Origin of the sequence: Paenibacillus sp. VCA1 (genome assembly GCF_031583795.1) — a bacterium.
In the GTDB taxonomy this organism is placed as follows: domain Bacteria; phylum Bacillota; class Bacilli; order Paenibacillales; family Paenibacillaceae; genus Paenibacillus_AQ; species Paenibacillus_AQ albilobatus.
Genome location: NZ_JAVLSX010000006.1, coordinates 337,205 through 358,060, shown reverse-complemented (window position 1 = coordinate 358,060; position 20,856 = coordinate 337,205). Strand labels below are relative to the sequence as shown.

Genomic DNA, 20,856 nt, shown 5'->3' with positions numbered 1-20,856 from the left:
TCGCGGCGAGGCGAAAGCTACACTTTGGGGTGAACGTGTGTGCCGTAATTTGTTTGCTTGAGATATTCCGTCGAAGAGGGGATGAGTATGATAAAATTGCGTGAAGCATTTAAAGAGCATTTCCTGATCGGGGCCGCCGTGAATCCGGCGACGTTGGACACCCAGCGTGATTTGCTCATCGAGCATTTTAACAGCGTGACTGCCGAAAATGAAATGAAGTTCGAAAGGGTGCATCCCGAGGAAGACCGGTATACGTTTGAGGCGGCAGATCGTATGGTGGCTCTGGCCAAAGCCAACGGCATGGCGGTCAGGGGGCATACGCTGGTCTGGCATAATCAGACGCCGAAATGGGTGTTTGAACATCAAGACGGCAGCCAGGTTGACAGAGAGACGCTGCTGGCCCGCATGAAATCTCATATCAACACGGTCGTATCCCGTTACCGGGGAGAACTCTTTGCTTGGGACGTGGTGAACGAAGCGGTGTCCGACAGCGGCAGCGAACGGCTGCGGCCTTCGAAGTGGCTCGACGTCATCGGCGAGGATTTCATCGCCAAGGCGTTTGAGTATGCCCATGAAGCCGACCCGGAGGCGCTGCTGTTCTATAACGATTACAACGAGGCCGATCCGATGAAAAGCGAGAAAATCTACTCGCTCGTCAAATCATTGCTCGAACAGGGAGTGCCGATCCATGGCATCGGGCTTCAGGCGCATTGGAGCCTGTATCATCCGTCGCTGGATGATATCCGCCGGGCGATCGAGAGATACGCCAGTTTGGGCGTGAAGCTGCATGTGACCGAGCTGGATGTCTCCATGTTTGCGTTCGATGACCGGCGGACCGACCTCACGGCTCCGACCGAAGAGATGCTCGCTCTTCAAGCGGAACGTTACGGACAATTTTTCCGGTTATTTCAGGAATACAGCGAATACATCACCTCCGTCACTTTTTGGGGGGCTGCCGATGATTATACCTGGCTGGACCATTTTCCCGTACGTGGCCGGAAGAATTGGCCTTTCTTGTTTGATGCGAAGCATCAGCCCAAACCGTCTTATTGGGAAGTGCTAGGGACGATAGAAAAGATAGGGAATACCGGAAGGAAAACGTCTTTGTAATCTGTTCATGGAAAGGATGACGATTCGATGACCGACCCTCGATCATCGGCCGCGGATGCAACGCGGGCGCCGATGGCTCCGCAGGACCCGGCGTCCGGGCGAAACGGGCTGTACATTTTACATGATGCGGCGATTGAAGCAACGGCTCGGCCCGACGGCACTTTTGCGCAAGAGATATATTTGGACGGACAACGGCTTATCGATAAAGCCCGGTATGCCGGAGGGGGCTTGGATGAGGCCATTCTTGAGAATCTGAGAAGCTTCGACGGATTCCGCCGGATGGTCCATCGCATCGGAATTTCGGTCCATGCTCATGGCAACGAGAAATCGCCCGTCTTTTTTACGATTCACAATCGGGGCAAGTCGGGCCGATACGAATCAGGTACCCGGCTCCGGTTCCCTTGTCCGGCCGACGGCTCCGAATCGCTTCTGACACTGGAGGATTACGATTGGTCTCCGGATGACGAAGTGCCCGGCAAATTTGCTTTCGAATTCGAACGGGCGGGCGTGCTGGCGACGGCAAACATCATTTTCTACCTGCATGACGGTTATCCGGTTCCCGAGCCCATCCCCGAACCACCGGTCGATTTCGGTTCCGAATCCTACCGCCGCATGATCGAAAAATCGCTTCTGAACAAAGGCAATAACAAGAGGTTGAAGACGGCCATAGAAAAAGCGAAAAGAGGAGAGCCCGTAACGATCGCCTATATCGGGGGTTCCATTACCCAAGGAGCGGGAGCCGTTCCGCTTTCTGCGAATTGTTACGCTTACAGATCGTACGAACTTTTTAAACGATGGTTCGTGCCGTCCGGCGGGGATTCGGTCCGTTTCATTAAAGCGGGAGTAGGCGGCACGCCGTCGGAGCTGGGCATCGTCCGCTATGAACGGGATGTCCTTAGAGACGGCACGGTGGAGCCGGATATCGTCATCGTGGAGTTTGCCGTTAACGACGCCGACGACGAGACAAAAGGAAGCTGTTACGAGAGCCTGGTGCTCAAGGCGCTTGCCGGCGGGAATAAACCCGCGGTGATCTTGCTGTTCAGCGTGTTTATGAACGATTGGAATCTTCAGGACCGGCTGGCTCCCATCGGTTGGCACTATCAATTGCCGATGGTCAGCGTGAAGGATGCCGTAGTAGAGCAGTTCCGGTTATCTAAAGCCGATGGCAACGTCATCTCCAAACGGCAATTTTTTTACGATATTTATCATCCGACCAATGCGGGACATAAGATCATGTCCGATTGTCTGGGTTGGCTGTTCGAAGTTACGGACCGATCCGCTGCTGACGGGGAGGATCTTTCGGTTGACAAGCCGCCGCTGATCGGGAACGGATACGTTGGGACGCGTCTGCTCGATCGCATGAATTCCGACGGCATTGCGCGGATTCATCCGGGTGGTTTCCAGGAGACCGATGCCGAGCTGCAAATGGCGGAGCTGGATGACCATTCATACGGCACTCCGCTTTTTCCCCATAATTGGATGCATACGGCCGAATCCGGAAATCTCGGCTTCAAAATGACCATCCAAAGCCGGCGTCTTATTCTGGTCTTTAAGGACTCCGGAAACCATGATTTCGGAACCGCGAATATTTGGGTGGATGGGCAGCTGAAAAGAACCGCCGATCCGCATCAGGTGAATTGGACGCATTGCAATGCCGTGCTTTTGTACGATGAAGAGGATGTAAGGGAACATACGGTAGAGATCGCGATGGCGGAAGGCAACGAGGATAAGCGGTTTACGATCTTGGGATTCGGATATGTGCCGTAACCGGCTGAAATAAGCAATATTTTAAATGAAAATACTCACCGGAAAGGGTGATTCCATGATCATAGAAACGGCTCCAATCGGATACGACCAGTACAGGGAAAACATAACCCGGGGGGACATGAATACCGTTGAATATTATTCCTCGACGGTGGGGAAACACCGCAAAGCAATGGTTTATACCCCGCCCGGGTTTTCCGAAAGCGGCAGGTATAACGTGCTTTATCTTCTGCATGGCATAGGAGGGGATGAAGCGGAGTGGTTTAATCACGGGCATCCGGAGATCATTTTAGATAACCTTTATGCGGACAACAAGCTGGCGCCCATGATCGTCGTTTTGCCCAACGGCCGCGCAATGCCGGATGATCGGGCGACGGGGGATATTTTCGACGCCGAAAAGGTAAAGGCATTCGAGACATTCGAATCGGATTTGCTCCACGATTTGATTCCTTTTATGGAATCGAATTACCCGGTATTGACAGATCGCGAGAACCGGGCGCTTGCCGGATTATCGATGGGCGGGGGTCAGTCGTTGAATATCGGGCTGAATCATCTTGACCGCTTCGCATGGATCGGAGCTTTTTCCCCTGCCCCCAACACGAAGGCACCTGAACTGCTTGTCCCGAATCCGAAAGAAACCTCGGCAAGGCTAAGGCTGCTATGGCTTTCATGCGGTGACCAGGACGGACTCCTATCGATTAGCACCCGGACGCATGACTATTTGGCGCGGCACGGCGTTCCCCACGTTTGGTACATTAAACAGGGCGGCGGTCACGATTGGCCGGTATGGAAACACGATCTGCATCATTTTAGCCGGCTCCTTTCCATGACGTTTTGAACGGGGACGAATGAACTTCCATTACGGATCCGAAAATAGTGCATATTCTGCAAGCTTGGCGAAAGCCGCCAGGAATCAAAAGAAACCCTGTTCCTCTAAAAAGGACAGGGTTTCTCGACTGACTGAAGGACGATGGAATCATTCGCCCTTCTTTTTTATGGATATTATAAAGCAGGCCAAGACGGAATCAACCGGCTCCGTAAAAAAGACGATCTAATCTTCCCATACGTTTTGAAGAGGAAGTCCCCGTTCTGTCCGTGCCAAGTCCACAACACGCTGGATAAAGCCGGTTTTTGCCCGCGTATAACCGTCCGGGTCTGAATGATATCGTTCAGCCAACGTCCGTTTTAGTTCACCATACTCCTTGACGAATTCAGGATGGGCCCGAAGGTAGTCGCGAAACAGCAGCTCATTTCTTTCGTAAAATCCTTCGAGGGGGAAGATGTGCAAATGATGCGTACGCGCTCCTTCGTGTTCTTTTACAAAAAAGTGTCGCCCGGTCATGCCGGTGTCAATATAACGATAGCCTGAATGGCTAAGCAAGTCCCCATAGATCTGTTCATCAAGCAGCGTATGAACCGCAGCGGAAATATCGATGATGGGTTTTGCGTCCTGATCGGGTATGGAAGTGCTGCCGGTATGTTCAATGGTAACGACGTGCGGAGCCAGAATTTCAAGCAATCGCGTCTTCTCTTTCTCGAATTCCGTAGACCAGTCGGAACTGTATGGAACGACTTTGACTGCATAATGTTGTGGAGCGGACATTCGCTTTAACTCTCCTTATTTTACGTAAGATTGCATTTTTAAAAAAAACATCGTAGATACTACCACTTCATTTTTGTCTTGTAAATGATTTCCTTTCTTCAAGACTGACGAAGCATTAACTTCATTAGCCAGTTTTCCAACGAACAGCGCAAGCACGTTTCCGATAGGTAGATTGCAGGTATTTGTATAATAAGGAATAATATGGGTATTCATTTGCTTTACCGATAGCCATTCCAAAACGTTATTGTGATATCCTTGATTGGTCAAAAAGATTAAACAGTTAAACGAGTTTTCTTTATGGAAAATCCCGTCATCACAAAACATGTAATAAACGCAATGGTAACAACAATGATTGCAAACATTAATCCAATAGCCGCCATAAAAGGATCGTCACCCGGGTAGGAAGGTTTTAACGTCACGAGCCAACAGACGAACAGGGCGGCCATGAACAAATAAAAACTGCTTCCAAGAGCCCCCATCTTCAAACGGTTTTTCGTCGTACCTTCCCATGCCCTATTGATGAAGAGCCATAAAATGATACTTCCTGTGACTGCCAAAAACATGACAACAAAATGAACAAACGGAATGAAGAAATACGTCAATACATACAGCATGAGACAGGTTGAAAAAAATAGAGCGGCATTCATGACAAATAAAAATATTCCGGATTTCCAGTGATTTTGAAACCAAATGGCATTTTTAAGCCTATGTACCAACGGATTATCGTTTCCAAGCAGGTTAGCTATCGGCCGTTTAAATAAAATAACAAGGAACATTCCAAGAAGACCGATTAAAAGTATGAACGTCATATTGACCTCCCGCCTATATTTTATAAAAATGAATTTCATGCATCCCGATATTCCAAAATATCGCCGGGTTGGCAGTCCAAAGCTTTGCATATGGCCTCCAAGGTTGAAAACTTAACGGCTTTTGCCTTGCCGTTTTTGAGTATGGAAAGATTGGCCATGGTGATTCCGACCCTCTCCGAAAGTTCCGTTACGCTCATTTTCCTTTTAGCTAACATCACATCAATATTAACGATGATTGCCATTTTAGCACCTCAGATTGTCAATTCATTTTCAGTTTTTAAATTAAGAGCACTTCTTAACAGTTCCTGAAGCACCGCAGCAAAAAGTGAAATTACCGTGGCTGCAAAAATGATGACGCCGCCAATGATGGCTAGTCCGGGATGCAAAGCGTTTTGTACGGCTAACAAAAACATCCCAATGACATATAACACGATGATGATCAGCGCACAGTTTTTGATATGTCCTAACGATATAACCGCTAATTTTGAAAATGCATTTCCTTTTTCGATATTATTCAAAAGTGTTAGAGCCTGGTATAGAGCAAAATAAAAAGGTAAGGTTGTCATGTACAAGCCTATAAGAACGGGATATCGCAAGTAGGCGATTTCCGGATTGAACTTTGCTGCATCTCTGGCTAAGCTAGGAAACCAAAATACGCACATGGCAAAAACGGTGATCCCAATGATCCAAACAGCCACCTTTAAAAAGAGTGTTGATCTTAGTCTCATAAAGCACCTCGTTGTTCATCATTTATGTTTTATTATAAGGATGATTTATCGTTTTACAACAAATATTTATCATTTTATATGATATTTTTATTGTTTTCTATTCCGGATATTCAGGGGATTAAAGTGATGATTCGAAGTTTCGTACCGGCGCAATTGGAAAGCGGATGCCGGGTTAAGGAGCGGCGAGGATCGCTGATTGGTTTTCAGGCAAGCAAAAAAGAGCGTTATTAGCGCTCTCTATGCCAATGCCTATATTCGAAACATGTTACAGGATGAATTGCAATGATTAGTTGCCAGACGAATTATTCGGGTGGATGAATGGATTAGCCTTCCGCACGCAACAGCTCGATAATATGCCGTTCGATTTTTTCCGGCTCTTCCGTCGGTGCGAACCGTTTTACGACCTTTCCGCTGCGGTCGACCAGAAACTTCGTAAAGTTCCACTTGATCGCTTTGGAACCCAGCAGGCCCGGCGCTTCTTTGGTCAGATGACGGAACAGCGGATGCGCGTTTTGGCCGTTGACGTCTATTTTAGCGAACAAAGGGAAGTTGACCCCAAAATTCAGCTCGCATGCTTGAGCGACCTCTTCGTCGGTCCCCGGCTCCTGGTTGGCAAATTGGCCGCAAGGAAAACCGAGGACCGCAAATCCCTGCTCCTTGTAAGTATCGTGGAGTTTCTGCAGCCCTTTGAACTGCGGCGCGAACCCGCATTTGGTGGCCGTATTGACGATCAGCAGCACTTGACCGCGATAGGGCTCCAATGTTTGCGGCTCTCCCTTAATCGTGTTAACTTCAATATTATAAAGCGACATGGTTAACTCTCCTCCCAAGCGAATAAAAATTTTGAACAATTAAATTGTATACAACTTAAATGATGATTGCAAGCTTCTCTTTAAATTTTTGACGTACCCGGTTCCTAATGTTATAATTACCCGCATAAATAAATTGCATACAATTAAATGGCAGGTGAGAAATATGCAGCCTAACGAATATATGAAGCTCGAAAACCAGCTTTGTTTTGCTTTTTATACCTGCTCCCGCGAGATCATGAAGCTGTACCGCCCGCTGCTTTCCCCGCTCGGACTGACCTACACGCAGTATATTACGATGCTCTCCCTATGGGAGCGGGACGGGGTTACCGTCAAGGAGCTCGGCGCCAAGCTGTTTCTGGATTCGGGTACCTTGACCCCATTGCTGAAAAAGCTGGAAACGATGGAGCTCATTACGCGAACCCGCGACAAGGTGGATGAACGCAACGTGATCATCGAGCTGACCGACAAGGGAAGCGCCTTTCGGGAGCAGGCCGCCGAAGTGCCGAAAAAGCTTTACGCCGGGACTAACATTCAACTCGAAGACATAACCGCCATGCATGAGCATATTCAATCTTTCCTGCAGAAGATCGGCGAGCTTCCCGAAAAACAGGAATAGATCGACGCTTCTAAAAACCCCGACGATTCCGGGGATTCCCTGTCTTAAATTGAACGTCGAGACACTGCCTATCGCTAACCAAGCCATGCTTCCGTCTGAATAAACTCGGCCCAATTCTCCATAATAGGGAAGTACACCCAAGTCAGAATGGAGGGAAAGCATATGCTGGACAATCTCGAAAGCAGCTATGATTGCGCGCGTGCGGGAGATGACTTGCATCGGCTCAAGCAGGAACTCGCCTCGCTCCGCGGTCTGGGCAGGGAAGATCAAGTAACGCAGGAACAAATCAACCGACTCGAAAATCAGATCGCGTTTATTATGAACAAATGCGATATTAACCACGAATGAAGCGAAAACACCCGTTATCCGGCGCACCTTTGGAGCAGGAACAACGGGTGTTCTTTTTTTCCTCATCCGCAGCCTAATGGATCACCTCTTCAAAGCGGGCGCCCGTTACTTCTTTTAACGCCTCTACGCCCAGCTCGATTTGCATGCCTATTTTCCCTCCGCTGACAACCAATCGTTCAAGTTCGGACGCGCTGCGGTCGATAAACGTCGGATACTTTTTTTTCATGCCCACCGGTGAGCATCCGCCGCGAATGTAACCCGTCCATTTTTGAATGTCGCCGACGGGCAGCAGCTCGACCTTTTTCTCTTCGGCCGCTTTGGCTGCTTTTTTCAAATTCAGCTCGGCTTCGACAGGAATGACAAAAACATAGATTCGGTCTTTCTCCCCATGCAGGACTAACGTTTTATATACCATTTTCGGGTCCTTTCCTATTTTCCCGGCAACGGAAACCCCATCGATTTTGTTGTCTTGGGTCTCATATACGATGACTTCGTACGGAATCTTATGTTGGTCCAGAATTCTCATGGCATTCGTTTTTGCTTTGGACATTTCTTTTACTCCCTTCATAAACCGTAAAGCAGCTTGTCTTATTAGACTAAGGAAAGATGAACGCAAGGTCAATCGGTTTAACGGCGGTTTTTGGCAGACGTCTGCGGTGTAGAGCGATTATGCGGAAGTCGTCTGCTTGAAAAACGGGGCACAGCCGCTGCCTCATCTGGTTGACGCATAACGCGGTTCATCGTAACCTGATGTAGAGATTTCCGACTGTTCGGAAGCCGTTAGCGGCAGGGTTTGTTTTTTGCAATACATGGAATGACCTGGGACGGCGTTTTATCATAAAAAAGAACCTGAAAGGAGGGCCCGCATGGCATCCATCATCGACACAGGTACCTTCGGCTTTCGTTTTGCGCCCCCTGAACGCTTGTCCATGTGCAACCTGTTTGCGGTCGGGCGGGACGTGGTCCTGAGCCCGGCATACCGATGGGACGGGCACGCGCGGAAGGACGGTCCGCTGCTGTTGTTTCAATATACCATTGAAGGCGAAGGGATATTCGAATCGGGCGCGGAAACCTACCGGATGGCATCGGGCCGGGCGTTTATGGCCGACATTCCGGGGGATCATCGGTATTATTTCCCGGAGGACGGATCCCGTTGGTCGTTTATGTTCATCCTGATGCGGCCAACGCTCATTTTGCCGAATTGGGAGGAAGCGAAATCGCGTCTGGGAGAGGCGCCTTATTTGCCGCCCGGAAGCCGGCCCGTCCGCCTCTTGCGTGAAATTTGGGATCAGGCAAAGGACGGAAAGATCACGGATCCGTATACCGCCTCTTCCTGGGTATATCAATTCGTGTCGGAGCTGTGCCGGTTTTCGGCGGCGCCGCAGGGCGATCGCCAACGTTGGCCCGAAAAGGTGCGGCGGGCGGCCGAATTCATGGACGCCAACTACAGCAGCATGATCAGCCTGGAACAGCTGTCCGAGCGTCTCGGCTTATCCAAATACCATCTGCTGCGGGCATTCGCCGCGGCGGTCGGCGAAACGCCGAGCAAATATTTGAACCGCGTCCGCATCGATCAGGCGATGCGGCTTCTCCGCCAGACCGACCTGAGCGTCGAACGGATTGCCGAACAGGTCGGTTTTTCCGGCGGCAGCTACTTCATCAAAGTGTTCCGCAACATGACCGGCCGAACGCCCGGGAGCTTCCGGTCCGAAGAGGGGCAGCTGACGTTCAGCCGGATGTTTTTCGATTAGACCGCCAAACCGCAATATTTTGCTATGGTCTCCGAAAGATTACTATAGAAACGCCATTCCTCCAACCCGTAATATAGGGGCGTAGAACGATAAGCGGCATCCACTGAAGGATGCGCAATCTATTCATGAATCAGGAGGAACGACATGCAGCATCATGCCTTTGCACCAACACCCCCGATGGGATGGAACAGCTGGGATTGTTACGGCGCCGCCGTAACGGAGGAAGAGGTTCGCGGCAACGCCGAATACATGGCGCAGCATTTGAAGGATTATGGATGGGAGTACGTCGTCGTCGACATTCAATGGTATGAACCGGGGGCCGACTCGGACGTGTACAGGCCGTTCGTCCGGCTTGAAACCGACGGTTACTCGCGGCTTATGCCCGCGGTCAACCGTTTTCCGTCCGCGGCAGGCGGCCGGGGGTTCAAACCGCTGGCGGAGTACGTGCACGGCCTTGGTTTGAAGTTCGGGATCCATATCATGCGCGGCATTCCGCGGCAGGCGGTACATGACAATACACCGATCAAAGGAACGGATGCGACCGCCCGGGACATCGCCCATACCTGCTCTTTTTGCGGTTGGAACACCGACATGTACGGCGTCGATGCTTCCAAGGAAGGCGCACAGGAATACTACAATTCGCTGTTCGAATTGTACGCCGGCTGGGGCGTCGATTACATCAAGGTCGACGACATTGCCGCTTCATGGCTGCACGGCGGGCCGCATCTTGCGGAAATCGAGCTGATCCGCAAGGCGATCGACCATGCCGGCCGTCCGATGGTGCTGAGCCTGTCGCCGGGACCGGCTCCCGTGGAGCATGCCGACTTTTTTGAAGCGAATGCGAATATGTGGCGGATGACCGATGACTTCTGGGATCGTTGGCCGCTTCTTTTGGACATGTTCGACCGCTGCGAAACATGGCAGGGCCGGCCAAAACCCGGCTGTTGGCCGGATTGCGACATGCTGCCGCTCGGGCGGATCGGCGTTCGGGCAAGCCATCCCGACCGGATGACGAACTTTACGCGCGACGAGCAGCTCACGATGATGACGTTGTGGACGATCTTCCGCTCGCCGCTCATGTTCGGGGGAGAGATGCGCGACAACGATGAATGGACGTTGTCGCTGCTGACGAACCGGGACGTGCTGCATATGCACCAACACGGCTTCGGCGCCCGGCAAGTCAGCCGCGCAGGCGGCAGCATCGTCTGGGCGGCCGAAGGACCTGACGGAGAGCGTTACGCGGCATTGTTCAATACCGGCGAGACGGCTGCGGAAGTCTCTGTATCGCTTTCCGAGTTAGGGATCGCCGGGGAGGCATTCGCGAAAAACCTGTGGACCGGAGAGGAACATGGAGCGCGGAGAGGAACGTTGGCATCGACGATTGCTCCGCATGGAGCCGCCCTGTTTAAATTAACACCGCAATAAAGCTTTGCGAAACTTTTGGGATGCCGGGGATGGCTTTTTAATCCATAAAGCTCGCTTTCGAGAAAGATGAATAGGATAAGCGAAGTTGAATTTTTTCCTATTCGCCCTTACCAAAGCCTTCTTGACCCATAAAATACAATGTACTCAAAAATCAAGGAGGTATTACGATGAGTGAAGTAGTAGGCGGTGTTGGCGCAGGTTACGGTTACGGCTACGGCGGATTGTGGGGCGGAGGCATCGGAGCAATACTCGTATTGTTCATCCTTCTGGTCATCATCTCAAGAGCCTTCATTTGGTAACAAAGCTGCATGTTCAAGACCTTGCCGGCATGATGCTGGCAGGGTCTTATTTATTGCCTGATCCGGAGAACGTTTCTGACGGCGTTATCAAACGGTAATGGGAAGGAAGTTGTCCCGTTTTGCGGAACTGCCGTATTTTCCGGCGGGAAAGCCGTTTGCCGCTCGAGATTAACGAACCGACATCGCAGCCGAAAAACAGGTTCTGCAGATCGGAAAAATTCATGTTGCCGCGGTAAATGTGGAACCTGCCTTTAAATCCGGGTCTGCTGAACAAGACGAGGGTGGGGCTCCAACAGGCTGAACGGAATCGAAGGCTTTGGGCTCCGCCAAAGACCGAATCCATATTTTCTATGCCCAAATTTCCCGCGATGACCCTGCTGCGGCCCCGAAAATCCTTTTCCTCAAAAATAGTAAGTCTCGGCATTTCTTCGTCCTCCTTTCCTGCTGATAGCATATGAACGAATCTATGAATGGTTTGTATTTTTCCACGGCTTTCGTATTTTTGGCCCGCCGTTCTTAAGCATTTTGCCTTCGAGTATGGTACGATTACTGATGAAATATAAGGTGAAAGCGCGACGGGATTCAAAATGGCCTATCGCACATTCGGGCAGGAGGTAGAACATCATGAATCATTCGTTTATGTTGAAGGCGGAGTGGGACGGCGGCCGCAACAGCCAAGGAACGATCGAAGCGGGGCAGCTGAAAACGGCGATTTCGATTCCGAAGGAAATGGGCGGCCCGGGAATCGGCACCAATCCGGACGAAATGCTTCTTGGCGCCGCGGCGACCTGCTACTTGATTACGCTGGCCGCGATGATGGAGCGGGGCGGTTTGCCCGTTGAGCGGCTGTCGCTGGAATCGGAAGGCATCGTGGACGTCACGAACAACGTGTTTACGTATGTCAGCATTACGCATAAGCCATATATCGTGTTAAAGGCCGAAGCCGGAGAAAAAGATGTGGAGCATGCCCTCAGATTGGCCGAAAAAGCGGAAAGCTCCTGCATGATCTCCCGCGCCGTCGCCGGAAACGTGGCGCTGTCCACCGTTCCGCGCGTCGAAAAAGCTTAAAGCAAAGGGCATCCGGCCGGTAGAATATCATGGCTGCTGAACGGGCATCCAACCGGAAGATGGAGGGCACGAGGGTTACCCGTGAAGTTTTTGGCCGGGTCGCAATCGGATAGCAGTCGTTTCGTTTTGCGGTAACATGCATGAAAAGAAGGGCGTTCAGGCGGTCCGAAACTTCGGATCCGGCCGGCGCCCTTTTGCCGTATTCCATGCCGTACCACGACCGGCGGCAAAACGCGCCCCGGTGGCCCTTTCTTCCGACCTTGCTTTATGCCAAGATAGTACCTGGAGGGATTGCCATATGTTCACCGATTTTAAAATTGTTGAAGGCCGGCCGTTAACGGTGCAGGTTAAAGAATATTTGAAGCAGTGGATTACGAAGGGGAAAGGGAGAGTGGACCAGAAGCTGCCGTCGACCCGGGAGCTCAGCACGATGCTGGGCATCAGCCGCAATACGCTGGTAACCGTCTATTCGGAGCTGGAGGAGGAAGGGTTCATTTATACGGTCCATTCCAAAGGGAGCTTCGTTTCCCGCGTCGGCATCGCCTCGGTTCCGTCCTGGTCGCTGGATTGGCGGCAGCGGCTGAACGATACGGCCCAAAAGGCGATCGACTACGATCTGATGAAACGGGATTTGCGCGGCGAAAAAGGCATGATCAACTTCGCCAGCATCGCGCCGGACGAAAAGCTGTTCGATCTTGCAAACGTCAAGCGCGCTTTTCTCGACCGGATGGCGTTGGAAGGGGAAATTTTGCTCAATTACGGGTATGCCAAAGGTTATAAACCGCTGATTCAATACTTGACGGGGTATATGGAGACAAAAGGCGTCGACATGGAAGGGAAGGACATTTTGATCACAAACGGGTTTACCGAAGCGTACGATATCATTTTGTCTTCGCTGCAGGTGCCGTGCAAACACATCCTTACCGAAAACCCAACGCATCATACCGCGATCAAAATATCCCGCCTGCACGGCTACGACTTGACCGGAATCCCGATGGAACAGGACGGCGTAAGGCTGGATTTGCTCGAACGGGCGCTGAACGAGCGGGAGTTCGGGCTTGCGTACTTGACGCCTTCGTATCATAATCCTACCGGCATCGTCATGTCGGCCGAAAAAAGGGTCGAGGTGCTGCGCCTGCTCGCGGAACGCCGGATTCCGCTGATCGAAGACGGCTTCAACGAGGAACTGCGTTATTCGGGCTCCCACATGGCGCCGCTTGCGGCGTTCGGCGGGGAGGGCAACGGCATCATCTACCTCGGCAGCTTTTCGAAAATTTTGTTTCCCGGAATTCGGATCGGCTGGATCGCGGCAGACCGGGAGCTGATCGATGCGCTTGTCAGCGTGAAACGTTCGCGGAACATCCATACGTCGACGCTGGACCAGGCGGTATTGTTCCAATATTTCCACAACGGCAACTTCGAGAAATATTTGAAAAGGGCAAAATCGGAATATAAACGCAAACATGAGCTTGCCGTCCGGTACTGCACCGAATTCATCCCTTGTAAACGCGTCACCGGCTCGGGCGGGCTTCACCTGTTCATCGAATTGCCGGAGGCGTTGAACGCCCGGGAAATTCTCGCCGATTGCTACAAGCAGGGCGTGGTTTATACCGCGGGGGATGTGTTTTATACCGACGGGGGCGGCGCCAATACGCTGCGGCTCGGCTTTTCGCGGGTCAGCGACGACGAGCTGCGCCGGGGAACGGAGATCATCGGCAGGGAAGTAACCAAAAGAATGGAGGCATTGCGATGAAAGTCGGCGTAATTATGGGGGGCGTTTCTTCCGAACGGGAAGTGTCGCTGGCGACGGGCAAGGAAATGATGACGCATCTGGACCGGAACAAATACGAAATCATCCCGATCGATATTAAAAAGAAGGAGGATCTGCTGATCCGGGCGGCCGGGATCGACGTGGCGCTTCTCGCCCTTCACGGCAGCTTCGGCGAAGACGGCACGGTTCAAGGCACCCTTGAAACGATGGGAATTCCCTATACGGGATGCTCGCTTCTCTCGAGCGCGTTGTGCATGGATAAGGATTTGAGCAAAAAAATTCTTCGTTATGAGGGTCTGCATACGCCGGATTGGGTGCTGCTGCGCGAAATGGACGAAATTCACGGCGCGAGGGTGGCTGCGCTGGGATATCCGCTTGTGGTCAAACCGAATGCGGGGGGCTCCAGCATCGGCGTTACGCTCGTCCGGGACGAAAACAGCCTGCGGCAAGCGGTCCACACCGCCCTTTCCTTCGGCGATGAAGTGCTTGTCGAGGCCTATATTGACGGCGAGGAGATCACATGCGGGATGCTGAACGGGAAACATCTGCCGATATTGACGATCAAGCCAAACGGCGAATTTTTCGACTATACGTCCAAATATGAACCGGGGCAAAGCGACGAGCGGATTGCGGCGTTTGCACCGGAGCTCGCGGAACGCATCCGCGAAGCGGCCGAAAAAAGCTGGCGCGCCATGAAGTGCACGGTATATGCAAGGGTTGACATGATGCTGAAGGACGGCATTCCGTATATTCTTGAAGTCAACACGCTGCCGGGCATGACCCGAACCAGCCTGCTGCCGCAAAGCGCCCTTGCCGCCGGCATTTCCTTCCCGGAACTTTTGGACGCGATCATCGAAGGCTCGTTGTCGGCACGGCCGGACATGAATCCCGGTGGTGCAAGCTCTCAGCACCAGGTTGTTTGACCCCCATAAGGTTAAATGAAAAGGACCTCTTCAATTGAAGAAGTCCTATTTTGATGCGCTCCGAATGTTGAATACGGCCGATGCCATTGCGAGATCAAAGATAAGTGCAGAAGCGATTACGATTTGCCGAATCCGACCGATTGCGCGATCAGCTCAGCCAGCGTTTTTCCGCCTTGCGGCTTCAAATGGACGCCGTCGGGTTCGAAATACGATTGGCCTTTGCTGGCCGCGTGCCAATCGAGCACCGTCGTGTTCGGATAAGCGGCGGCCGCTTTTTTGATCGAAGCGTTAACGACGCTTTCCCAGCTGCGCGGCACTCTGGCGTTCACCAGCACCACCTTGCGGACGTCCTTCAGCGAATCGAGCAGCGACATCAGCTGCTTGGTGCTGAACGGGCCGTTCGTGCCAAGCTCGATCACGACTTGATCGCCGAGCTTGCCATCGGCCCGCAGACGGCTGACAAGCTCCGGCGCTTCGGCCATTTGCCGTCCGATTTTGCCGTCGATCACCGCGCCGGGAATCAGTTGCTGCAAATAAGGCTCCGCGTCCAGCATGACGGAGTCGCCGATTGCCGTTACCGGGACGGCGCCTTTGGTGTTTTTCTTGTCATGCGGAGCCTCCGTTTTGCCGCCGGTCGAATCCCGGCCGGGTTTCGGTTTTTCCGTTTGGGATCCGGAGTCCGCTCGGTCGGACGGCTTTACGGATCCGGATTTGCCCGTCTGCTGCTGCGTTTGGGCCGAATGCTGCGGCTTCCCGTCCTGCGGATTGGCGTCAACGTCAACGGGCGGCGTGATTTGATCCGGTGCCGGTTCCGAACCTTTTGCCGGATCGGAGTCATCCGGCCGGGTCCCGTTCCCGTGCTCTACCGCCGCGGTTCCCGGGAGTTCCTGGCTTGCAGGCGGTTTTTCGCCGGCTGCGGCCTGTGGATCGGATCCCGGATCTGCCGGAGCGCCGTCTTCTTCGGAGGGGCTCCATACTTCGGCCGCCGTTTCTTGATGAAACGTCGATGCGCTTACCGGCGTACGGATGGCGAATCCCGCACATGACACGACGACGAGCAGCAGCACGGAAGTTAAAGTCGCCCAGCCTTTAAACGGTACGAGGGAGAGGTTGACGCTGCCTCTGCGGAGCTTTTTCCACGTACGGCCGATGAGTCCGCCCCGGATCGGCTCTTCGATCAATTTGTAGGACAGGCAGGCCAACGCCACGCTTAACGCCGATTGCAGCAGGGCCCGCCACACGGTCGTATCGCCGCTTGGGTCCGCCGACAGCATGATGACGGGATAATGCCATAAATAAATGCTGTAGGTCCGCACCCCCAGCCACCGCAAAGGTTTCATGCCGAGCACCTTGCCGACGAAGCTGGCCGGATGCGCGGCGGATGCGATGATCATGGCGGTAAGCAGCGATAGAAGCAGGAAGCCGAACGGATACAAAAACGGGTCGTATTCGTTGGTTTTCCATACCATGGCAAAGACCGAAACGAGACCGGCCACGCCGATCAGGTTCAGCGCAAGCCTGGTTTTGATGCCGGCCTTTGCGGACATTTTCCGGCTCGGCCAGACGATGCTGAGGGCAGCCCCGATGAGCAGGGAGAATGCGCGCGTGTCGGTGCCGTAATAGACGCGGCTCGGGTCCGTGTCCGGGTTATACAAAACGAGCATCGCGAGGGCGGATAAGGCGGTCAATGCCAGAATCAGCAAAAAGACCGGCCCGCGTTTTTTCATCCGTTTCATGCCGATAAGAAGCAGGATGGGCCATATCAGATAAAACTGCTCCTCGACCGCAAGCGACCACATATGTCCGAACGGGGACTGCGGCCCGAATTTTTCGAAATACGAAACCTGATGGAAGATCGAATACCAGTTGTTTATGTAAAAAAGCGATGAAACGACGTCGCCGCGCAAGACGGGCATCAGCGAGCGGTCGAACAGCGTAACCCAGGCGACAATCGCAGCCATCATGACGAACATGGCCGGAAGCAGCCTGCGGCACCGCCTGATCCAGAACGATTTCAGGTCGATCGACCGGCTGCGGCTCCATTCGGCCGTCAACAAGTCCGTGATCAAATAGCCGGATAATACGAAAAAGATGCTTACGCCGAGCAGCCCTCCCGGGGCCCATGCGACGTTCAAATGATATAAAACGACAAAAAACAGCGCCAGCGCCCGTAGACCGTCCAGCCCCGGCATGTAGCGTTTATGTGATGAAAGGTGATCAGACATATAGACAAACCCTGCTTTCCACACAGGATTCATTCGTCCAATGGCAGGATAAGGCGGTTATGTATGCGGTCCGTTTCATTTTGCTTACGTTCATGTTCTTGATGCCTCCGTACGGGATGATGAATGTCAATGAAGTAGTTCACAAGTACTTACTTTACCATAAGGGCTTTTGTTTTAAGTTACAAAAAGATTGCTTTCCATTCACATTTTGTTCATTATGCGGTTTCATCCAGGGCATTGAAGCTCCGTTGAACCGTGTATGCGGTTTCCGGTCGGCATGGCGCCGCATTTGCAAGAACCTGAGCCAGGGATGTATCATGTTTCCATGACCACCTGCTTTGAATACGGGGGTCATGCTTCGGAAGAAGATGCTGAAATGAAAGCATTTTCTCATATCGAATTTTTTTTAATGTCATCTCTTAAGCGGGGGAGAGCGGTGAGTCATGGAAATTGTGAAATTCAGCGAATTTACGGCAAGTGAGCTTACAAGGTTATGGAACGAAGGTTTTAAAGGGTACGCATTCGACATGACGTTGGGCGTCGACGCGTTTATCAAGCGGATTCCGGAAAACCAGCTTTCGCTGGATGCTTCGGTCGCCATCTGCGATCAAGGCAAACCCGTCGGCTTCGTGATGAGCGGCTTCCGAACGGTGGATGGACGATTGACGGCCTGGAACGGGGGGACGGGCATCATCCCGGAATACAGGGGCAAAGGGATCGGCAAGCAGCTTATCGCAGGGGCGCTGGACGTATACAGGGAAAAGGGCGCGGAAGTGGCTTTGCTGGAGGCGTTGAGTGAAAATGAGCCTGCCATCAAGCTGTATGCCAAAATGGGGTATCGATGGATCGGCGACTTAAGGTTTTATGAGCAGAAGGAAGGCTTGCAGACGGATGTGCTTGCCGGCGATGCGGCGGAAGCTTATCGGTTCCGTCTCGGGTTGCCGCAAGACATTCAGCGCTTCAAGCTTCCGGTAGGGGACATGCCGTGGCAAACGCATTGGGAAAACATCGTGAACGGCGAATCGGTGATCGCGACAGACGCGAATGGGGACGTTGCCGGCTACGCGTTGTTCAAACGGATTATGGGCGCTGACGGCGAACTTCAGTCCACCATCTTGTACCAATGCCGGGCGGTAAAGGCTTCGGGGGAAGAGGCAGCCGGGCTGTTGAAAGCGCTGTTGTCGCATGTGTATGCGCCGCTTGATCACAACGTAGTGCGCCGTGCCATCAATCTCCCGTTATCCGAAACGACGCTCGTGCGCATCATGGAGGATGCCGGATTTAAAACCACTGTCAATCAGGTTCATATGAAACTCGAATTGACCCCGTAATGAACTTATAGAAAATATTCTAAAAATAGGTTAAAATTGTATTGTTGCATGCTGTCTTGATCGGATCCTTTAAAAACGAAAAATGCAGCGTTGTACAGGAATATAAGCCATGGATGTATCATTCGGTCCATGGCTTTCTTGCTCCGTAATCATGGACGAAGAATTCATCTTTCGAAAGAAGGTGCCTTTTTGGAACTCTATTTTAGAGATAACTTCTTCAATGCCGGCCGTACGGAAATCGTAGGCGCCAATCAGGAACCCGCCGGAATGCTGGACCTGAAAAGCGCCTTCGGCTCGTCCCTCGATGTGCTGGACGCCGACGGAAACTTGGCATGCGGCGGGAAATTCCGTTTGATGTCGAACAAATGGGAGGTTACGGGCGCGGACGGCGGCCTGCTGGGCGTACTGAAGCACCGGCTCAGTTTTTTATCGAAGAAGTTCATTTACGAGACGGAAGGGAGAGGAATTTACGAAATTTTTTCGCCTGCGTTTTTCAAGGAATATTCGATTACGGACGAAAGCGGGATCGCGGTGGCCCAATTCGAAAAAGTGAGCGGTTGGTTCGAATCCGGCGCCTATTGCCTGCGAAACGAATCGGGGCGGTTGGGAAGCTATGAACTGATCGCCGTAGTCATGGGCGTGCACGAAACGAACAAAAGGATGGCGAACGCGCACCACGCCAGCATTCCTTAGCGTCCGCGTGCCTTTCGGTTCGAAGGAAAAATTGGACTGGATGAATGACGGAAGGCTTGTATTGTTGCCCGCCGGCTGTTATGATATGTGCGTGCTGAAATCGATTACATGAGAACTATTACATATAGGAGGAAGCATCATGGCTAACACAAGCATCATTCTGCGCGTTGAACTTGATCATGATAAAGTCACCTTTGGGGATGTCGCTGCCGCAATCAGCAAATCAGGCGGGGATATCACGTCCATCGACGTGATCCGGCCGGGGAAAGATTCTTCCGTCAGGGACATTACGGTAGAAGTAGTGGATACCGAAGAAGACAACGTGGTCGAATCGCTTCGAAAACACGACGGAATCAAGCTCATCAACGTTTCGGACCGGACCTTCCTCGTACATTTGGGCGGCAAAATCAAAATTCAGCCGACGCTGCCGATCAAAAACCGGGACGACCTGTCACGGGTATACACGCCCGGCGTGGCCAAGGTATGCACGGCAATCCATGAAAACCCGGACAAAGCTTATTCGCTCACGATCAAGCGCAACACGGTTGCCGTCGTCAGCGACGGAACGGCGGTGCTTGGCCTAGGGGACGTCGGTCCGTATGCGGCGGCTCCCGTCATGGAAGGGAAAGCGATGCTCTTTAAGCAGCTGGCCGGCGTCGATGCGTTTCCGATCTGCCTGGATACCCGCGACACCGAAGAGATCATCCGGACCATCAAGGCGATGAGCCCGATTTTCGGCGGCATCAACCTTGAGGACATCAGTTCCCCGCGGTGTTTCGAGATCGAAAAAAGATTATCGGAGGAACTCGAAATTCCCGTTTTCCACGACGATCAGCATGGCACGGCGGTTGTCGTCATCGCGGGACTGCTGAACGCGTTAAAGGTCGTGAACAAACGGATCGAAAACATTCGGGTCGTCGTCAACGGCATCGGCGCGGCAGGGGTTTCCATCTGCAAAATGCTGCTGAGCGCAGGCGTGACCAAGCTGGTGCCCGTGGACCGGGACGGCGCGATCGTCAGGGGCGGATCTTATTCTCATCCGATGTGGCAATGGCTCGCGGATCAGCCTCAGGTGGAGGCCACGGAAGGTTCGCTGAAGGAAGTCATTAAAGGCGCCGACGTGTTTATCGGCGTTTCCCGCGGGAATTTGCTTAACGGCGAGGATATCCGGGGAATGGGTCCCGATCCGATCGTGTTCGCGATGGCCAACCCGGTTCCGGAAGTTTCGCCCGAGGAAGCGCTTCCCCATGCGCGGGTATACGCGACGGGGCGGAGCGACTATCCGAACCAGATCAACAACGTGCTCGTGTTCCCGGGATTGTTCCGCGGGGCGCTTGACTGCAGAGCGCGCTGCATCAACGAGCCGATGAAGCTGGCGGCCGCGCGCGCCATCGCGTCGGTCGTTTCCGGCGGGGAATTGAACGAGCTGTATATCATTCCGAGCATATTCAACGATCAGGTTGTCGCCGAAGTGCGCAAAGCCGTGGTGCAGGCCGCCATTTTGACCGGCGTGGCCCGCAGAATTCCAAAGGATTTCCGCTAATTGTTATATATCAAAAACCCGTGTTTCTCTTATCGGA

Annotated in this window: 22 protein-coding genes; 14 read left to right on the top strand and 8 right to left on the bottom strand. The window is 52.6% G+C overall.

Annotation, left to right across the window (positions count from 1 at the left end):
- The first annotated feature begins 87 nt into the window (after nucleotides 1-87).
- Genes RJP21_RS16185 through RJP21_RS16175 form a run of 3 tightly spaced genes read left to right on the top strand, consistent with a single transcriptional unit; the run spans nucleotide 88 to nucleotide 3,712 of the window.
- Complete coding sequence (locus RJP21_RS16185) at nucleotides 88-1,110, top strand: endo-1,4-beta-xylanase (protein ID WP_310860177.1); 1,023 nt, start codon at nucleotides 88-90, stop codon at nucleotides 1,108-1,110.
- Nucleotides 1,111-1,137: 27 nt separating this feature from the next.
- Entirely contained in the window at nucleotides 1,138-2,877 is a 1,740-nt protein-coding gene (locus tag RJP21_RS16180; protein ID WP_310860176.1) for an SGNH/GDSL hydrolase family protein, read from the top strand.
- Nucleotides 2,878-2,932: 55 nt separating this feature from the next.
- Nucleotides 2,933-3,712, top strand: a complete 780-nt coding sequence (locus tag RJP21_RS16175; protein WP_310860175.1) for an alpha/beta hydrolase — start codon at nucleotides 2,933-2,935, stop codon at nucleotides 3,710-3,712.
- A gap of 213 nt (nucleotides 3,713-3,925) precedes the next feature.
- On the opposite strand, the gene RJP21_RS16170 is transcribed toward RJP21_RS16175, so the two are convergent.
- The 5 genes from RJP21_RS16170 to RJP21_RS16150 all read right to left on the bottom strand — a co-directional run bounded on the left by RJP21_RS16170 (nucleotide 3,926) and on the right by RJP21_RS16150 (nucleotide 6,826).
- A complete protein-coding gene (locus tag RJP21_RS16170) occupies nucleotides 3,926-4,477 on the bottom strand; it encodes a GrpB family protein (protein WP_310860174.1) in 552 nt (183 codons plus the stop codon).
- A 272-nt stretch (nucleotides 4,478-4,749) separates the two neighbouring features.
- The gene (locus tag RJP21_RS16165; RefSeq protein WP_310860173.1) at nucleotides 4,750-5,286 is read right to left on the bottom strand and encodes a hypothetical protein; all 537 of its coding nucleotides are present in this window, start codon (nucleotides 5,284-5,286) and stop codon (nucleotides 4,750-4,752) included.
- A gap of 35 nt (nucleotides 5,287-5,321) precedes the next feature.
- The gene (locus RJP21_RS16160) at nucleotides 5,322-5,528 is read right to left on the bottom strand and encodes a helix-turn-helix domain-containing protein (RefSeq protein WP_310860172.1); all 207 of its coding nucleotides are present in this window, start codon (nucleotides 5,526-5,528) and stop codon (nucleotides 5,322-5,324) included.
- 9 nt (nucleotides 5,529-5,537) lie between these two features.
- Entirely contained in the window at nucleotides 5,538-6,014 is a 477-nt protein-coding gene (locus RJP21_RS16155) for a DUF2975 domain-containing protein (protein ID WP_310860171.1), read from the bottom strand.
- 323 nt (nucleotides 6,015-6,337) lie between these two features.
- Nucleotides 6,338-6,826, bottom strand: coding sequence for a glutathione peroxidase (locus RJP21_RS16150; RefSeq protein ID WP_310860170.1), 489 nt, complete (start codon nucleotides 6,824-6,826; stop codon nucleotides 6,338-6,340).
- 163 nt (nucleotides 6,827-6,989) lie between these two features.
- Between RJP21_RS16150 and RJP21_RS16145 the strand changes: the two genes are divergently transcribed.
- Both RJP21_RS16145 and RJP21_RS16140 read left to right on the top strand, forming a co-directional pair.
- Nucleotides 6,990-7,442: a MarR family winged helix-turn-helix transcriptional regulator gene (locus tag RJP21_RS16145; protein WP_310860169.1), complete on the top strand. Its 453-nt coding sequence runs from the start codon at nucleotides 6,990-6,992 to the stop codon at nucleotides 7,440-7,442.
- Nucleotides 7,443-7,604: 162 nt separating this feature from the next.
- Entirely contained in the window at nucleotides 7,605-7,790 is a 186-nt protein-coding gene (locus RJP21_RS16140) for a DUF2524 domain-containing protein (protein ID WP_310860168.1), read from the top strand.
- Nucleotides 7,791-7,863: 73 nt separating this feature from the next.
- Here RJP21_RS16140 and ybaK read toward each other — a convergent pair whose 3' ends face one another.
- Nucleotides 7,864-8,340, bottom strand: a complete 477-nt coding sequence (ybaK, locus tag RJP21_RS16135) for a Cys-tRNA(Pro) deacylase (RefSeq protein ID WP_310860167.1) — start codon at nucleotides 8,338-8,340, stop codon at nucleotides 7,864-7,866.
- A gap of 316 nt (nucleotides 8,341-8,656) precedes the next feature.
- Here ybaK and RJP21_RS16130 point away from each other — a divergent pair, with 316 nt between their 5' ends.
- The 3 genes from RJP21_RS16130 (at nucleotide 8,657) to RJP21_RS16120 (ending at nucleotide 11,265) form a co-directional block, all read left to right on the top strand.
- A complete protein-coding gene (locus RJP21_RS16130) occupies nucleotides 8,657-9,541 on the top strand; it encodes a helix-turn-helix domain-containing protein (protein ID WP_310860166.1) in 885 nt (294 codons plus the stop codon).
- 144 nt (nucleotides 9,542-9,685) lie between these two features.
- The gene (locus RJP21_RS16125) at nucleotides 9,686-10,966 is read left to right on the top strand and encodes a glycoside hydrolase family 27 protein (RefSeq protein ID WP_310860165.1); all 1,281 of its coding nucleotides are present in this window, start codon (nucleotides 9,686-9,688) and stop codon (nucleotides 10,964-10,966) included.
- A 167-nt stretch (nucleotides 10,967-11,133) separates the two neighbouring features.
- Nucleotides 11,134-11,265 (top strand): YjcZ family sporulation protein, encoded by a 132-nt coding sequence (locus RJP21_RS16120; protein WP_310860164.1) that lies wholly within the window; start codon nucleotides 11,134-11,136, stop codon nucleotides 11,263-11,265.
- Nucleotides 11,266-11,311: 46 nt separating this feature from the next.
- Here RJP21_RS16120 and RJP21_RS16115 read toward each other — a convergent pair whose 3' ends face one another.
- Nucleotides 11,312-11,689, bottom strand: a complete 378-nt coding sequence (locus RJP21_RS16115; RefSeq protein WP_310860163.1) for a beta/gamma crystallin family protein — start codon at nucleotides 11,687-11,689, stop codon at nucleotides 11,312-11,314.
- Between the two features lie 200 nt (nucleotides 11,690-11,889).
- On the opposite strand from RJP21_RS16115, the gene RJP21_RS16110 reads away from it, so the two are divergent.
- From RJP21_RS16110 to RJP21_RS16100, 3 genes are all read left to right on the top strand, one after another.
- Nucleotides 11,890-12,333 (top strand): OsmC family protein, encoded by a 444-nt coding sequence (locus RJP21_RS16110; RefSeq protein WP_310860162.1) that lies wholly within the window; start codon nucleotides 11,890-11,892, stop codon nucleotides 12,331-12,333.
- A 298-nt stretch (nucleotides 12,334-12,631) separates the two neighbouring features.
- Entirely contained in the window at nucleotides 12,632-14,086 is a 1,455-nt protein-coding gene (locus RJP21_RS16105) for an aminotransferase-like domain-containing protein (RefSeq protein ID WP_310860161.1), read from the top strand.
- Nucleotides 14,083-15,027 carry a D-alanine--D-alanine ligase gene (locus tag RJP21_RS16100; RefSeq protein ID WP_310860160.1) on the top strand — a complete coding sequence of 315 codons (945 nt, stop codon included), beginning with the start codon at nucleotides 14,083-14,085 and terminating at the stop codon, nucleotides 15,025-15,027. The genes RJP21_RS16105 and RJP21_RS16100 overlap by 4 nt, the downstream gene beginning before the upstream one ends.
- Before the next feature lie 116 nt (nucleotides 15,028-15,143).
- On the opposite strand, the gene RJP21_RS16095 is transcribed toward RJP21_RS16100, so the two are convergent.
- Nucleotides 15,144-17,252, bottom strand: coding sequence for an acyltransferase family protein (locus tag RJP21_RS16095; RefSeq protein WP_310860159.1), 2,109 nt, complete (start codon nucleotides 17,250-17,252; stop codon nucleotides 15,144-15,146).
- Nucleotides 17,253-17,695: 443 nt separating this feature from the next.
- Here RJP21_RS16095 and RJP21_RS16090 point away from each other — a divergent pair, with 443 nt between their 5' ends.
- From RJP21_RS16090 to RJP21_RS16080, 3 genes are all read left to right on the top strand, one after another.
- Nucleotides 17,696-18,583 carry a GNAT family N-acetyltransferase gene (locus tag RJP21_RS16090; protein WP_310860158.1) on the top strand — a complete coding sequence of 296 codons (888 nt, stop codon included), beginning with the start codon at nucleotides 17,696-17,698 and terminating at the stop codon, nucleotides 18,581-18,583.
- A gap of 189 nt (nucleotides 18,584-18,772) precedes the next feature.
- Nucleotides 18,773-19,276, top strand: coding sequence for a hypothetical protein (locus RJP21_RS16085; protein WP_310860157.1), 504 nt, complete (start codon nucleotides 18,773-18,775; stop codon nucleotides 19,274-19,276).
- A 139-nt stretch (nucleotides 19,277-19,415) separates the two neighbouring features.
- Nucleotides 19,416-20,819, top strand: a complete 1,404-nt coding sequence (locus RJP21_RS16080) for an NAD-dependent malic enzyme (RefSeq protein WP_310860156.1) — start codon at nucleotides 19,416-19,418, stop codon at nucleotides 20,817-20,819.
- Nucleotides 20,820-20,856: the final 37 nt, after the last annotated feature.

Coding starts and splice junctions, on each gene's coding strand:
- RJP21_RS16185 (WP_310860177.1), top strand. CDS start 88: ATGATAAAATTGCGTGAAGCATTTAAAGAGCATTTCCTGATCGGGGCC.
- RJP21_RS16180 (WP_310860176.1), top strand. CDS start 1,138: ATGACCGACCCTCGATCATCGGCCGCGGATGCAACGCGGGCGCCGATG.
- RJP21_RS16175 (WP_310860175.1), top strand. CDS start 2,933: ATGATCATAGAAACGGCTCCAATCGGATACGACCAGTACAGGGAAAAC.
- RJP21_RS16170 (WP_310860174.1), bottom strand. CDS start 4,477: ATGTCCGCTCCACAACATTATGCAGTCAAAGTCGTTCCATACAGTTCC.
- RJP21_RS16165 (WP_310860173.1), bottom strand. CDS start 5,286: ATGACGTTCATACTTTTAATCGGTCTTCTTGGAATGTTCCTTGTTATT.
- RJP21_RS16160 (WP_310860172.1), bottom strand. CDS start 5,528: ATGGCAATCATCGTTAATATTGATGTGATGTTAGCTAAAAGGAAAATG.
- RJP21_RS16155 (WP_310860171.1), bottom strand. CDS start 6,014: ATGAGACTAAGATCAACACTCTTTTTAAAGGTGGCTGTTTGGATCATT.
- RJP21_RS16150 (WP_310860170.1), bottom strand. CDS start 6,826: ATGTCGCTTTATAATATTGAAGTTAACACGATTAAGGGAGAGCCGCAA.
- RJP21_RS16145 (WP_310860169.1), top strand. CDS start 6,990: ATGCAGCCTAACGAATATATGAAGCTCGAAAACCAGCTTTGTTTTGCT.
- RJP21_RS16140 (WP_310860168.1), top strand. CDS start 7,605: ATGCTGGACAATCTCGAAAGCAGCTATGATTGCGCGCGTGCGGGAGAT.
- ybaK (WP_310860167.1), bottom strand. CDS start 8,340: ATGTCCAAAGCAAAAACGAATGCCATGAGAATTCTGGACCAACATAAG.
- RJP21_RS16130 (WP_310860166.1), top strand. CDS start 8,657: ATGGCATCCATCATCGACACAGGTACCTTCGGCTTTCGTTTTGCGCCC.
- RJP21_RS16125 (WP_310860165.1), top strand. CDS start 9,686: ATGCAGCATCATGCCTTTGCACCAACACCCCCGATGGGATGGAACAGC.
- RJP21_RS16120 (WP_310860164.1), top strand. CDS start 11,134: ATGAGTGAAGTAGTAGGCGGTGTTGGCGCAGGTTACGGTTACGGCTAC.
- RJP21_RS16115 (WP_310860163.1), bottom strand. CDS start 11,689: ATGCCGAGACTTACTATTTTTGAGGAAAAGGATTTTCGGGGCCGCAGC.
- RJP21_RS16110 (WP_310860162.1), top strand. CDS start 11,890: ATGAATCATTCGTTTATGTTGAAGGCGGAGTGGGACGGCGGCCGCAAC.
- RJP21_RS16105 (WP_310860161.1), top strand. CDS start 12,632: ATGTTCACCGATTTTAAAATTGTTGAAGGCCGGCCGTTAACGGTGCAG.
- RJP21_RS16100 (WP_310860160.1), top strand. CDS start 14,083: ATGAAAGTCGGCGTAATTATGGGGGGCGTTTCTTCCGAACGGGAAGTG.
- RJP21_RS16095 (WP_310860159.1), bottom strand. CDS start 17,252: ATGTCTGATCACCTTTCATCACATAAACGCTACATGCCGGGGCTGGAC.
- RJP21_RS16090 (WP_310860158.1), top strand. CDS start 17,696: ATGGAAATTGTGAAATTCAGCGAATTTACGGCAAGTGAGCTTACAAGG.
- RJP21_RS16080 (WP_310860156.1), top strand. CDS start 19,416: ATGGCTAACACAAGCATCATTCTGCGCGTTGAACTTGATCATGATAAA.